Annotated in this window: 12 protein-coding genes; 5 read left to right on the top strand and 7 right to left on the bottom strand. The window is 71.8% G+C overall.

The features are described from left to right. Nucleotides 1–32: 32 nt before the first annotated feature. Entirely contained in the window at nucleotides 33–470 is a 438-nt protein-coding gene (locus tag ACX9TP_RS40310; protein ID WP_482975994.1) for a peroxiredoxin, read from the top strand. Between the two features lie 75 nt (nucleotides 471–545). Here the strand turns inward: ACX9TP_RS40310 and ACX9TP_RS40305 are convergent, their stop codons facing one another. The 5 genes from ACX9TP_RS40305 to ACX9TP_RS40285 form a co-directional block, all read right to left on the bottom strand. Further along, nucleotides 546–1,289 carry a DUF1223 domain-containing protein gene (locus ACX9TP_RS40305; RefSeq protein WP_482975993.1) on the bottom strand — a complete coding sequence of 248 codons (744 nt, stop codon included), beginning with the start codon at nucleotides 1,287–1,289 and terminating at the stop codon, nucleotides 546–548. A 138-nt stretch (nucleotides 1,290–1,427) separates the two neighbouring features. Further along, nucleotides 1,428–2,207 carry a DUF1109 domain-containing protein gene (locus ACX9TP_RS40300; protein WP_482975992.1) on the bottom strand — a complete coding sequence of 260 codons (780 nt, stop codon included), beginning with the start codon at nucleotides 2,205–2,207 and terminating at the stop codon, nucleotides 1,428–1,430. After that, nucleotides 2,204–2,776: an RNA polymerase sigma factor gene (locus tag ACX9TP_RS40295; RefSeq protein ID WP_482975991.1), complete on the bottom strand. Its 573-nt coding sequence runs from the start codon at nucleotides 2,774–2,776 to the stop codon at nucleotides 2,204–2,206. Before ACX9TP_RS40295 ends, ACX9TP_RS40300 begins: the two co-directional genes overlap by 4 nt. 113 nt (nucleotides 2,777–2,889) lie before the next feature. Continuing rightward, complete coding sequence (locus ACX9TP_RS40290) at nucleotides 2,890–3,957, bottom strand: acyl-CoA desaturase (RefSeq protein WP_482975990.1); 1,068 nt, start codon at nucleotides 3,955–3,957, stop codon at nucleotides 2,890–2,892. 85 nt (nucleotides 3,958–4,042) lie between these two features. Continuing rightward, nucleotides 4,043–5,479: a TPR end-of-group domain-containing protein gene (locus ACX9TP_RS40285; protein WP_482975989.1), complete on the bottom strand. Its 1,437-nt coding sequence runs from the start codon at nucleotides 5,477–5,479 to the stop codon at nucleotides 4,043–4,045. 92 nt (nucleotides 5,480–5,571) lie between these two features. On the opposite strand from ACX9TP_RS40285, the gene dusB reads away from it, so the two are divergent. Beyond that, nucleotides 5,572–6,585 (top strand): tRNA dihydrouridine synthase DusB, encoded by a 1,014-nt coding sequence (dusB, locus tag ACX9TP_RS40280; RefSeq protein WP_482975988.1) that lies wholly within the window; start codon nucleotides 5,572–5,574, stop codon nucleotides 6,583–6,585. An 88-nt stretch (nucleotides 6,586–6,673) separates the two neighbouring features. On the opposite strand, the gene ACX9TP_RS40275 is transcribed toward dusB, so the two are convergent. Then, on the bottom strand, nucleotides 6,674–7,579 hold the full coding sequence (locus ACX9TP_RS40275) for a zinc metalloprotease (protein ID WP_482975987.1): 906 nt from the start codon (nucleotides 7,577–7,579) through the stop codon (nucleotides 6,674–6,676). Between the two features lie 241 nt (nucleotides 7,580–7,820). After that, nucleotides 7,821–9,113: a glycoside hydrolase family 1 protein gene (locus ACX9TP_RS40270; protein ID WP_482975986.1), complete on the bottom strand. Its 1,293-nt coding sequence runs from the start codon at nucleotides 9,111–9,113 to the stop codon at nucleotides 7,821–7,823. Between the two features lie 358 nt (nucleotides 9,114–9,471). Here ACX9TP_RS40270 and ACX9TP_RS40265 point away from each other — a divergent pair, with 358 nt between their 5' ends. The 3 genes from ACX9TP_RS40265 (at nucleotide 9,472) to ACX9TP_RS40255 (ending at nucleotide 12,280) form a co-directional block, all read left to right on the top strand. After that, nucleotides 9,472–9,660, top strand: a complete 189-nt coding sequence (locus ACX9TP_RS40265; protein ID WP_163999595.1) for an excinuclease ABC subunit A — start codon at nucleotides 9,472–9,474, stop codon at nucleotides 9,658–9,660. 95 nt (nucleotides 9,661–9,755) lie between these two features. Then, the gene (locus ACX9TP_RS40260) at nucleotides 9,756–11,219 is read left to right on the top strand and encodes an NFACT RNA binding domain-containing protein (protein WP_482975985.1); all 1,464 of its coding nucleotides are present in this window, start codon (nucleotides 9,756–9,758) and stop codon (nucleotides 11,217–11,219) included. A 170-nt stretch (nucleotides 11,220–11,389) separates the two neighbouring features. Next, the gene (locus ACX9TP_RS40255; protein WP_482975984.1) at nucleotides 11,390–12,280 is read left to right on the top strand and encodes a hypothetical protein; all 891 of its coding nucleotides are present in this window, start codon (nucleotides 11,390–11,392) and stop codon (nucleotides 12,278–12,280) included. The last annotated feature ends 1 nt before the right edge of the window (nucleotide 12,281 follow it).

The raw sequence follows: 12,281 nt of genomic DNA, 5'->3' as shown, positions 1-12,281 counted from the left end.
ACTTCCGGCACCGCCGCGCGAGGGGCTTTCGCATGCTCGAGCCAGGAGACGTGGCACCGGACTTCACCGTCAGGGACCACACCGGCCGGACGCACCGGCTGGCGGACTACCAGGGGAAGAACGTGGTGCTGTGGTTCTACCCGAAGGCGGACACCCCGGGTTGAACGGCCCAGGGTTGCGGGTTCCGCGACCAGAAGACGCAATATGAAGAGAAGAACGCGGTGATTCTGGGAGTCAGCTTCGACACGTTGGAGGAGAACAAGGCGTTCGCCGAGAAGTTCGGGTTCAACTTCCCGCTGCTGAGTGACACGGACCGCAAGCTGGGGCTCGCCTATGGCGCCTGCGACGACGTGAAGTCGCCGAACGCGCGCCGGGTGGGCGTCATCATCGGCCCGGACGGGAAGGTGAAGGCGTGGTACCCGAAGGTGGATGCCCGCGCCTTCCCGCAGGAGGCGCTGAAGCAGCTGTGACGCCGTACACGCCGCCCCCGTGACACGGGGGCGCGTCCGGCTTCACCTCCGGGCGCGCCCTCCTTGCAACGGTGTCTACGACTTCGGAGCGAGCGCCACCGCCGCCGCGCCGCGCACCGGGCCGCGTGACTCCTGGGCCACCGCCACCGCGCGCAGGGACGCGCGCTTCCAGCCCGAGGCCAGCGGCACGCGCACCTCGGACACGAAGCCGCCCGCCGGGTCCGCCCTGGGCGCGGGCAGCGTCACCTGGGCGCGCACCACCGCCGCGTGCTCCAGCGTGCGGCCGGCATTCTCGCCCCGAGTCACCCGGCTGGACAGGCCGTCCTCGGTGAGCGCGGCCCACAACTCGGTACCCGCCGGGGGCGCCGCGTCGAGCCGCACGGTGAGCACCGCCGCGTCCCCCTCCACCCGCGCGCCGACGCGCAGGGCCACCTTGGCCCGCTTCGCCGCGGAGGCCGCCTGCTCGCGCGCCTTCGCCTCGTCGCCCACGAAGCTGCGCTCCCCGTCCACCACCATCTGCGGCGTGTAGACGCGGTTGTCGTCCCCGTTGAGGGCGTAGCGCCGCTGGCGCGCGCTGAATGCGGGCGAGGCGTAGGGGTCCTTCCACCCGAGGTCGTCCCAGTAGTCCACGTGGAAGCCCAGGGGGATGAGCTCCACGCCCTCCACCGGCTGGGCCCGGGCGAGCCGCGCCAGGGCGGCGTCGGCGGACGGGCAGCTCGAGCAGCCCTCGGAGGTGTACAGCTCCACCACGACGGGCGTGCGGGAGACGGGCGCGGCGGTGAGCAGCACCAGCGGCAGGGCGAGGAGCGCGGAAGTCATGTCCCCACTACGCCCCCGTGAGGGCCCGGGTTACACCGCGCGCCCGCCTGCCCGCCCTCGAAGGCGACAGCGGCCCCCCTCTCGCAGGGAACCCTCGGGTGCGAGCGCCCGGGTCCCGCCGCGCCCCTTCCGCGGCGCTCAGGGGGCGTAGGCGCGGGTGGGCAGGCGCGAGCGCACGAGCACCGCCACGCCCGCCAGCACCAGCCACGGCAGGACGTGCGCGGACATCAGGTGGCTCACCGTCCCGTCCGGGCAGTGCAGGTGGAGGACGAGGAGGCTCACCCCGGCGGCGGACAGGCCCGCGGCCAGCGCGCGCACGGGCTGGAAGGCGGAGCGGCACAGCAGCACGAGCGCGACGGCCAGCGGCAGCACGGACAGCACCACCTCTGAACCCATGCACCCCAGCATGCCCCGCATGGGCGGCCGTATCTGGAGCCCGGAGCCGCCCAGCACCTGCACCGCCGCCACGCCCACCGCGGCCAGGGCCACCAGCCCCCACGGCAGCCGCCGCCGCGAAGGTGCCAGCGCCAGGAAGGCACCGCCGCCCACCAGCACCAGCGTGAGCAGCGCCACCGCGGCCACCACCATCGGCGGGGCCCGGTTGCCCACCAGCCCGTCCCGGCTGAACCAGGCCAGTCCCCCGCCCAGCACGGCCGCGTAGACGGCGAGCAGCACCAGCAGCTCGCGCCACCAGGGCGTGGGCCTGGGGTGCGCGGCCAGCTCCTTCAGGGCGAGCTGGTGCGCGGCGTCCAGCTTCGGGACGGGGGCCGCGGCGGGCGGGGCCCCCGGCATGCCGCCCAGCGCGTCGAAGCCGCCCACCAGGGCCCGGCAGTCCCCACACGTGGCCACGTGCGACGTCAGCTCCGCGGGCAGCGGTCCTCCCAGCGAGTCCATCACCCGCGAGCACTCCGGCTTCATTCCGTGGTCTCCTGGTGCAGGGCGGCGAGCAGCTCGCGCAGGCGCTCATAGCCGCGGTGGGCGCGGACCTTCACCGCGCTCTCGGTGAGGCCCATCGCATCGGCGACCTCCGCGAAGCTCATCCCCTCGAAGCGGTGCAGGAGGATGGGGACGCGCTGCCCCTCCGGCAGCTGGGCCAGGGCCCGCTGCACCGCCTGCTCGAGCCCGCTGTCGCGGGGGCCCGGGGTGTCGGCGGGGACGCTCGCGGGCAGCTCGCCCTCGGGGGTCAGCTCCTCCGGGCGCCGGCCCCGGCGCTGCGAGTCGCGCGCCGCGTTGGTGGCGATGGCGTAGAGCCACGGCTTGAAGCGCGAGCCGGGCTGGAAGCGCCCGCGGGCGCGCACCAGCGACAGGAAGGTGAGCTGGACCAGGTCATCGGCCGTGGACGGGCTGCCCGTCAGCCGCGAGAGGTAGCCGTGCACGGGCCGGGCGTAGCGCTGGAAGAGCGCGTCGAACGCCGTGGAGTCCCCCTCGCAGAACCGCGCCATCAACACCTCGTCGGACCGGTCGGCGACGGGCTCGCGTGCCGGCATTTCTCCGGTACGCGCGGGCGTGGCTTCGGGTTTCAGCGAGGAGGGCGGCAGGGGCACGCGCGCGGGACTCTACCCCGGGACGGCGTCGCCCGGGGTATTCCGGTATGGCCCGCTCAGCGGCGCTTGAGCAGGGCCTGCGGGGACGGCGCGGAGGTGGGCAGGTGGTCCGCGGCGGCGGCAATCGCCTCTCGCACCTTGTCGCCTGCCACCTTGGCCGCGTCTCCGGCCGCCTTGGCCGCGTCCCCGGCCGCCGCGCGCGCCGCGACGAGCTGGGCCCGGGCGCCGGTGGCGCCCCAGAAGCGGGTGGGGGCGGCCAGCTCCGCGCGCTCCGCGTCCGTGTACTTGCGGAAGGCGTACTTCGTGGCCTCGGACGGGGTGCGAAGTCCCTCCACCACACCCACCCAGGACAGCGCCTTGAGCGAGTAGTAGCTCAGGTCCACCTCCCACCAGAACCAGCCCTGGTTGGCGGTGTTCTGGTGGTAGTGGTGGTTGTTGTGCCAGCCCTCGCCCAGGGTGATGAGCGCCAGCAGCCAGTTGTTCCGGCTGGTGTCCGTCGTCTTGTAGCGGCGCTTGCCGAAGATGTGGCTGAGCGAGTTGATGGTGAAGGTGCCGTGCCACAGCAGGGTGGTGCTGACGAAGAAGCCCCACACCAGCATGGAGAAGCCGCCGATGAAGTAGAGCGCCACGGCCAGCATCACCGGCGGCACCAGGTGGAAGCGGTTGAGCAGCACCAGCTCCGGGAAGCGTGCGAAGTCCTTGATGGCCTCCATGCGCGTCTCCCCGTACTTGTCACACAGAATCCAGTTCATGTGGCTCCACCAGAAGCCACGCTGAATGGGCGAGTGGATGTCCTCCGCCTGGTCGGAGTAGCGGTGGTGGTGCCGGTGGTTCGCCGCCCACCACAGCACGCCCTTCTGCGTGGAGGTGCTGCCCACGAAGGCGAGGATGAACTGGAAGACGCGGCCCGTCTTGAAGGCCCGGTGTGAGAAGTACCGGTGGTACCCCACGGTGATGCCCCACATCCGGATGATGTACAGCCCCACACACACCGCCACGTCCACCGGCTTCGCGCCCACCCAGATGATGGCGAAGCACATCAGGTGCACGGCGAAGTAGGGGATGGAGGACAGCCAGTTGAGACGCTCGTTGTCCGCGGACAGGGCAGGAGAGGGTGTCTGCAAGGGAGCCTCGTGAGAGCAGGACTGGGACGGAGCGCAACCTGCTCAGTCCCACCCTGCATCAACACCCCCTCCTGTCATGGCTCTGTCAGGAGGCGGCGGATTGCCGCAGCTCCGTCAGCCAGGCCTCGAAGGCCGGGTTGCCATGCAGGGGCGCCAGGTCCGCGTCCGAGGCGGCGTAGGCCCCGTCGGTGAACCCCAGCTCCGTGGCGCGGCGCAGCATCCGCAGGGCCTCCGGCGCATTGCGCGCGCGGGCATGGGCGCACGCCGCGTCATAGGCGATGGTGGCGCTCGGCGTATGACGGAGCGCGGCCTCGCCCACGGCGGCCGCCTCGGAGAAGGCGCCCCGGATGAAGAGCACGCGCTCCGCGCAGGTGTAGGCCGCCGCCGGGTCCAACCCCGGCAGCCGCAGCGCGTCCTGCTCGCGGCCCAGGCGGATGAGCGTGCCGGCGTACTCGTGCATCACCGTGCGGTCCGACGACGTCTGCCACGCCTGCTTCCACCACTCCACCGCGCGCGCGTCGTCGCCCACCAGCGAGAAGGCCGCCGCCACCGCGTGCGGCTCCACCGCGACGCCGCCCTGCACCTGGGAGAAGTGGTCCAGCGCGGGCCGGCCGTGGCCCTCCTTCAGCGCCACCCACCCCAGCAGGTGGTGCGCGTGGCTGGCCAGCTGCGGCGTGAGCCCCTCTTCCGTCTCCAGCACCCCGGCGCCCAGCCGCCGCGCCTCGTCCAACTGGCCCGCCTTGAGCGCCGCCTGCGCCTCGCGCAGCTTCTCCGCCAGCGGCCCCCGCAGCTTCGCGGCGTCCACGCCCTTGTCGGTGCTGCGCAGCACGTCCGTCACCAGGCGGAAGGCCTGCACGCCGTACATGGCGAAGATGAGGGTGAAGATCATCAACCCCGTCTTCAGCCCGAACACCACCGCGCCCACGCACACCAGCAGGGCCAGCCCCTGCGCCAGGAGGATTCCGCGCCGGGCGCCGAACACCCGGGTCGCCAGCGTGGTGGTGATGTGGCCACCGTCCAGCGGCAGCACCGGCATCATGTTGAGCACCGCCCAGAAGAGGTTGGCCAGCGCGAAGGTGCCCAGGAAGAAGTCGAGCGCGGGCGTGCGGCCCTTGAGCAGCGCATAACCCGCCCAGCACCCCAGCCCCAGCATCAACCCGAAGAAGGGCCCGGCCGCGGTGATGAGCAGGTTGCGCTTCCAGGGCAGGGGGCCGGGCTGGTCATTGGGCAGCGTGTGGCCCCCCATCCAGGCGAGCGCGATGCTCGGCCGGTAGCCGAACAGCCGGCTGGCCAGGGCATGCCCCAGCTCGTGGACGAGCACGGACACGAAGACGATGAACATCCAGGACAGGACGTAGAGGACCATCGCGCTGGCGTGGCCGAGCGCGGGCGCCCCCGCCACCTGGCGGAAGGGCCAGCCACCCTGGGCCCCTTCAATGGAGGTCCAGGCAATCATGCCGGACACGAGCAGGTGGCTCGGTTGGACTTCGACGGGAATGCTCCCGAGACGAAAGCGGAACATGGGGACGGACCTTAACCGTTAGGTGCGGGCCGCGCAGGCTCATGAGCAGGGCCTGCAAGCTCCTGGATGTTCCGCTAGGTTCCCCGCCCTTCATGCCGCAGCTCGGTCCCTACTCCCTGCCGAACCCCTACATCCTCGCCCCCATGGCCGGGGTGAGCGAGATGCCCTTCCGGGTCATCGCCTTCCGCCTGGGCGCCGCCCTCTGCCCCACCGAGCTCGTCAGCTCCCAGGGGTTGATGCGGGCCAACCAGCGAACCCTCAAGTACCTGCGCTACGACGCCGAGGTGGAGCGGCCGTACTCGCTGCAAATCTACGGCGGCGAGCCGGAGGCCATGGCCCGCGCCGCGGTGGTGGGCCGCGAGTCCGGCGCGCAAATCATCGACATCAACATGGGCTGCCCGGTGAAGAAGGTGACGAAGAACGGCGCCGGCAGCGCCCTGCTGTGCGACGTGCCCCGGGCCGCGGACATCGTCCGCGAGATTCGCGCCGCCACCGGGCTGCCCGTCACCTGCAAGATTCGCTCGGGCTGGGACGCGAAGAATCGCAACTACCTCCAGATGGCCGCCGCGCTGCAGGAGGCCGGCTGCGCGGCGCTGGCCATCCACCCCCGCACCCGCGAGCAGGGCTACTCGGGCCAGGCGGACTGGAGCGTCATCGCCGACCTGAAGCGCCACTTCCCCGAGCTGCCCCTCATGGGCAACGGGGACGTGAAGACGCCCCAGGACGCGCGGCGCATGCTGGAGACCACCGGCTGCGACTTCGTGATGATTGGCCGCGCGGCGCTGGGCAACCCGTGGATATTCCGCGAGCTTTCGGGCGGCCCGCCCGCCACGCCGGCGGAGCGCTGCGCCCTGGTGCTGGAGCACCTGCGCGCGCACCTGGACTTCATGGGCGACCCGCTGGGCGCCGTGCGCTCCTTCCGCAAGCAGCTGGCGTGGTACGCCCACGGCCTGCACGGCGCCGCCGCCTTCCGCGCGGAGGTGAACACGCTGGACATGCCCCAGGCCGTGGAGGCCTGCGTGCGCCGCTTCTTCGCCGCCGCCGACGCGGACCTCGACGGCCCCGGCGAGGAGCAGGACGTGGACTACCGCGCCGCCCTGGGCTGAAGGAAGCGGCGGGAAAAGAGAAGGCGCGGCCCCTCGGGTGGAGGGTGCCGCGCCTTCGCGCTTCAGACGGCTTGCGGCCGTGTCCGGCCTAGAGGCTCGGGCGGTACGTGGAGGCGGCCCACGCCATGCGCGTCACCTGGCCCGCGGTGAACGTGTTCATGCAGGAGTCGTCGGTGTAGTCCATGAAGTTGTAGATGGGGTCCGCGCCGGACGAGGAGCAGGTGTCGCGGCCCGCCGGGCAGCCGTAGGCCGCGGAGGCCTCGGCCGGCGTGTCATCCACGGAGTCGCCCGGGGCGTTACAACCGCCCTGGAACGTGTGGTACAGGCCCAGGTAGTGGCCGACCTCGTGCGTGGCCGTGTCACCCAGGTTGTACGGCGCCGCGCTGCCACCGGGCAGCGAGCTGTGCAGGAGCACCACACCGGCCTGGGGGCTGGTCTGCGCGTAGGACCACGGGAAGGTGGCCCAGCCCAGCAGGCCCTGGCCCGGGGCCGCCGTGTAGATGTTCAGCGTGGTGGCGGGGCTCTTCGCCAGCGCCGTCTTCGCGTTCGTCTCGTTCCGCGAGCCCGGCGCCATCGTGTACCACTTGGAGTTGCTGGTCCGGTCGATGGAGACCGTCTGGAACTGGAAGCCCTTGCCGAGGTAGGCCGCGTTCAGCACCGCCATCTGCTGGGCAATCTGCGCGTCCGTCACGTTGCCGGCCGTGCCGTTGGTGATGACGTGCCACGCGACGTTGACCATGTTGTCGGCGAAGGCGCGCTTCTCGAACGCGGCGGCCTCCTCCGGCGTCGGGGCGCGGCGGGCCTCGGTGGGACCGAAGTCCACCGTGGCGCAGGCACCATGCTTGTTCTCGGCGAAGAACGCCTCGTCGATGACCTGACCGCCGATGAGCTGGAAGTCGGACGCCTCGGCGGCGGGCTTCGGCTCCTCGCTCTGGCAGGCGGTGAAGCTCAGGGCGGTAGCGACGGCAACGACACTCGACCACATCTTCTTCATGAAGGGGCTGCTCCTGGTGTGTGAGTGGCCGACCCCGGGCTTCCTCATGGCAACGAGAAGCCCGTCCGGTTGGTCCCGCATCAGGCAGCGTATCGGTTGGTCAAGTCAAGGTGGTGAGAGTGGAATTCTTGTGGTGTGGCTGATTTTTGCTGCGGGAGCGGTAGAAATCCGTCCTCGTTCAAGTCACTTGCGACCTTGTTTCAGTCGGTGACCCGGGTCGCTGTCCCAGCTTCGGACAGCGTCAGCCGCCCGTCGGGGCCACGAGCCGGCGGCTGGTGGCCACGCTCCGGAAGTAGTCGCAGGCGGGGGTGGGGCGGCGCTGCAGCGTGTCGAAGTCCACGTGGTAGAGGCCGAAGCGCGGGCCCCAGCCCTCCAGCCACTCGAAGTTGTCGAGCAGGCTCCAATAGAGGTAGCCGCGCACGTCCACGCCGAGCCGCCGCGCGGCGAGCACCTGGGCCAGGTGCGTATGGAGGTAGTGGGGCCGGCGCGCGCCGCCGCGGTCATCGATGCCGTTCTCGGTAATCCACACCGGCCGCCCGTAGCGCTTCACCTCGCGCAGGCTCTGCAGGAAGCCCTCGGGCCAGTCCTCCCAGCCGATGTCGGTGAGGCCCCGGCCGCGCGTGTCGCGGTACTTGAACTCGATGAAGGGTGGGCGCGGCACGAAGCGCAGGTGCGCGCGCGTGTAGTAGTTGACGCCGATGAACTCCACCGAGTCGCGCGCCGCGGGGATGTCCACGCGCGTGGAGGCCACGCCCGGCATGGTGACGCGCAGCTTCCCGGTGGCCAGCGCCTCGTGGAAGGCATGGTTGTAGGCCTGCGCCCCCAGCCGCACCAGGGCGCGGTCCATCGGGTGCCACCACCGGTCCGGCGCGAAGGCGAGCGTGTTCTGGGAGATGCCCAGCTCCACGCGGCCCAGGCGCGCCAGCAGCTCCTCGCGCGCGGCCGCGTGGGCGCGCACCAGGTTCTCCATGGCCCGCATGGTGCTCGCGCCGTCGGCGACGCCCGGCGGAATGGCGCCCTGCAGGTAGCCGCCCAGCAGCAGCACCATGGGCTCATTGAAGGAGATGACCAGCGCGTCCAGTCCCTCCAGCAGCGCCGCGCACTGGCGCGCGTACTGGCGGAAGGCGTCCACGCTGGCCGGCTGGTGCCACGGCGTCTCGCGGTGGAACCACGTCGGGTGGGTGAAGTGGTGGAGCGTCACCACCGGCCTCAAGCCCGCCGCCTTCATCTTGAGCAGCCGCTCCCGGTACGCCTCCAGCGCTACACCGTCGTAGCGCCCGCGCTCCGGCTCGATTCGCGCCCACTCCAGGGAGATGCGGAACGCGGTGGCGCCCACCGCGCGCGCCAGGGCGTAGTCCTCCTCGTAGCGGTGCCAGTGGTCCACCGCGAGGCCGCAGCGCGCGTGGGGCTCCTTCAGCTTTCCGGCGCGCTCCCACTCGGCCCAGTCGTTCTCGATGCCGCCCTCCACCTGGTACGCCGAGGTGGCGACGCCGAAGGTGAAGTCCGCGGGGAAGGTCAGCGCGTCGGTGCTCATGGTGGGGGCGCAACGTAGACCCCGCCTCCCAACGCGGAAAGCGCCGCGTGCCTGGTCGCTCAGGTGCCGCGAAGCCCCGCTCGGCGGCGGCGCGAAAGTCGCTCCGACGCGTCCGGAGCCGGAAATTCGGCCTCGCGCGCGACGCCCGCATGCGCCTCGGAGTGTCCGCGAGGCACCGTTTCGGGCCTCCAAACCCGCCCGATGCCGAAAAATCGGCCTTGAAGCGCGTTGCAATACATCACCATGCGTTGACACACGCGCATGGCGCCCGTACTCTTCACTTCAAGCACTCACTCCCATCAAGAAGAGTGCAGGGTCCTGGTTGACGGGGCCAAATTCACCGAACCTGGAGGTTCTGATGGCTGCCAAGAAGAAGACTGCCAAGAAGGCCGCGGCGAAGAAGACCACCACCCGCAAGACCGCGGGCAAGACCGCCACCAAGAAGGCGGCGGCCAAGAAGGGTGGCGCTCGCAAGGCCGCTCGCAAGGCGCCTGCCCGCAAGCGCGCGAGCAAGACGACTGCGGCCCCGGCGACCCCGGAGTCCTGAGCAGTACGCAGTCATGAGCGGACGTGAGTTGACGTCCGGTGAACGGCTCGGCGAAACCCGCCGGGCCGTTTTCATTTTCTGCGCTGGAGGGCCTCGTGTCGCTGCGTCCCGTGGAGCTGGAGCAGGTGGTGGCGGAGGTGGGAGCACGCCTCACCGGAGCCGTGGCGCAGAAGTCCTGGTGCCCGCTCCCCCGGCTGGCCTACGTCGAGCTGCGAGTGCCCGGCCGCTCGGTGGTGCTGTGCCTGTGCGCGGAGGGCGACCTGGCCCGCGTGTCGGTGGCCGAGGAGCGCTTCCCCACCCCGGGTGAGCCCGCCCCCTTCCAGCGGTGGCTGCGCCACGAGCTGACCGGCTTCAAGCTGCACGGCGCCCGCTGGCGCGAGGCCGAGCGCGTGGTGGAGCTGGACTTCGAGCGCGAGGACGTGCGCCGCCGCCTCGTCATGGAGCTGGGCGCTCCCGGGGGCCTGCTGCTGCTCAGCGACAACGGCCGCGTGCTGATGCACTCCGGAGAGGGCTTCGCACAGCGCCGCAACCTCTACCCGGGCGCGGCGTGGACGCCCCCGGAGCCGCTGCCGCCCGACGCGCTGGCGAAGGGCCGCAGCGCGCCCTCGCGCCTCGTCCCCGTGGAGGGCGATGACCTCCCGTACGCCCGGGCCGCGGAGCGCCTGCTGGGCGCGCGGGACAAGACGAGCCGCGCGGAGAGCATCCGCCGCCGGCTGGCGCAGCCGTACCGCGCGCGCCTCAAGCGCTCGTCCCGCACGCTGGAGAAGGTCCGCGCCGAGGCCTCGCGCGGGCCGGACGCGGAGAAGCACCGCGGGCTGGGCGAGCTGCTGGCGCAGAACCTCTACCGCCTCAAGCGCGGCGCCACCGAGGTGACGCTCACCGCGTACACGGAGGAGGGGGCGCGGGAGGTCAAGGTGACGCTGGACCCGAAGCGCACGCCGAAGGAGGAGGCGGACTGGCACTTCCACCAGTACCGTCGGCTCTTGCGCGGCGTGGAGCAGGCGCGCCACCGCGAGGCGGAGCTGGCCCGCGAGGTGTCGCTGGCGGAGGGCGCGCTCGCCCAGATTGAGAAGCTGGACGAGGCCGCGCTGCTGGCGCAGGTCGAGGTGCTCCACCTCGCCACGGGCGGCGAGGGCACGCAGGAGGGGCGCCCCTTCAAGGAGTACCTGGGCCATGCCGGGGCGCGCATCTGGGTGGGCCGGGGCTCGGAGGACAACGACACGCTCACCTTCAAGGTGGCGCGGCCGTGGCACCTGTGGCTGCACGCGCGCGGCGTGCCGGGCAGCCACGTGGTGCTGCCGCTCGAGAAGGGCCAGGAGGTGGCGCAGGAAGTCCTCCTGGACGCGGCGCACCTGGCGCTGCACCACTCCTCCGCGAAGGGCGAGCCGCGCGGCGAGGTGAGCTACGTGCCGGTGAAGTTCGTGCGCAAGGTGAAGGGCGGGGCGCACGGACAGGTGACCTTCACCCGCGAGAAGACCTTCGTCGTGCGCATGGAGCCGGAGCGGCTGGAGCGGCTGCTCAAGTCGCGCCACGCGGAGGCGCCCCCGTCCACGTCCTGAAGTCACTCCGCGAGTGCCCTGGCGGGCGGGCTTGCCACGCGCACAGGCCGCACGCCGGGATGTGAGTCCATCGGAATCCCGGGACGTTGACTTCTGACGCGGTTGACGGGCTGACGGAGGGGAGGCAGGCGGCTGCCGCCGGCCTTGAGTCCCCAGGGTTGGCGGGTACGATGGGCGGCCGAGTGACCCCCGAGCACCTCCGCCAGCAGATGTCCTTCTTCCCGCGCGGCATGTCCGCGGCCAACCGCGCCGCGACGGCCGCCGAGCCGGAGCCTCGGGACGCGCCGCCCGCTCCCGCGCCGCCGCAGCCCCGCCCCCCTCCGCCGCGCAACCGCGTGGCGGAGGAAGCCCCGCGGATGCTCGACCTCACGCCCACGCGCGAGGAGCTGTGGTCTCGCGCCGAGTCGCTCGCCTGGCGGCTGAGCGCGGAGCTGGGCATGCCCGTGCGGCTGTCGGTGACGGACAACCGCTCCACCATGGTGTCCTTCCGCCGGGGCGCCAACGTGCTGCAGCTGCGCCTGCACCACATGTTCCTGGACGCGCCGGAGCCGGTGGTGCGCGCGGTGGCGGACTACGCCGGCCGGGGCCACCGCAGCGCGGGCGGCGTGCTCGACGAGTACATCCGCGGCCAGCAGCCGCGCATCCGCCAGGTGCGCCGCGAAACCGACGCCGACCTCAACCCGCGCGGCCGCTGTTTCGACCTGAAGGCGCTTTACGACGGCGTCAACGACGCCCATTTTCAAGGCCTCATCCAGGCCCGCATCGGCTGGGGCCGCATGCCGCCCCGCCGCCGCCGCAAGTCCATCCGCCTGGGCGTCTATGACCACCAGACGCGCGAGATTCGCATCCATCCGGCCCTGGACAGGCCGGAGGTGCCGGCCTTCTTCGTGGAGTTCATCGTCTTCCACGAGATGCTCCACCAGCTCTTCCCGAGCAACGCGCGAGGCGGCCGCCGCGTCCACCACCCGCGTGCCTTCCGGGAGCGCGAGCGGACGTACCCCCACTACGCCGCCGCGCTGCGTTGGGAGCGGGAGAACCTCGGCGTCCTGTTGCGTGGCTGAC

The sequence above is a fragment of the Pyxidicoccus sp. M15 genome (genome assembly GCF_056858435.1).
Note: the sequence above shows the minus strand (reverse complement) of the source record. Positions and strands in the feature narration are given on the sequence as shown.

Bases quoted from the DNA above. Each gene is read 5' to 3' on its own strand.
- ACX9TP_RS40305 (WP_482975993.1), bottom strand. From the start codon at position 1,289: ATGACTTCCGCGCTCCTCGCCCTGCCGCTGGTGCTGCTCACCGCCGCG.
- ACX9TP_RS40275 (WP_482975987.1), bottom strand. From the start codon at position 7,579: ATGAAGAAGATGTGGTCGAGTGTCGTTGCCGTCGCTACCGCCCTGAGC.
- ACX9TP_RS40265 (WP_163999595.1), top strand. From the start codon at position 9,472: ATGGCTGCCAAGAAGAAGACTGCCAAGAAGGCCGCGGCGAAGAAGACC.
- ACX9TP_RS40270 (WP_482975986.1), bottom strand. From the start codon at position 9,113: ATGAGCACCGACGCGCTGACCTTCCCCGCGGACTTCACCTTCGGCGTC.
- ACX9TP_RS40300 (WP_482975992.1), bottom strand. From the start codon at position 2,207: ATGAAGCCGGAGTGCTCGCGGGTGATGGACTCGCTGGGAGGACCGCTG.
- ACX9TP_RS40255 (WP_482975984.1), top strand. From the start codon at position 11,390: ATGGGCGGCCGAGTGACCCCCGAGCACCTCCGCCAGCAGATGTCCTTC.
- ACX9TP_RS40285 (WP_482975989.1), bottom strand. From the start codon at position 5,479: ATGTTCCGCTTTCGTCTCGGGAGCATTCCCGTCGAAGTCCAACCGAGC.
- ACX9TP_RS40295 (WP_482975991.1), bottom strand. From the start codon at position 2,776: ATGCCGGCACGCGAGCCCGTCGCCGACCGGTCCGACGAGGTGTTGATG.
- dusB (WP_482975988.1), top strand. From the start codon at position 5,572: ATGCCGCAGCTCGGTCCCTACTCCCTGCCGAACCCCTACATCCTCGCC.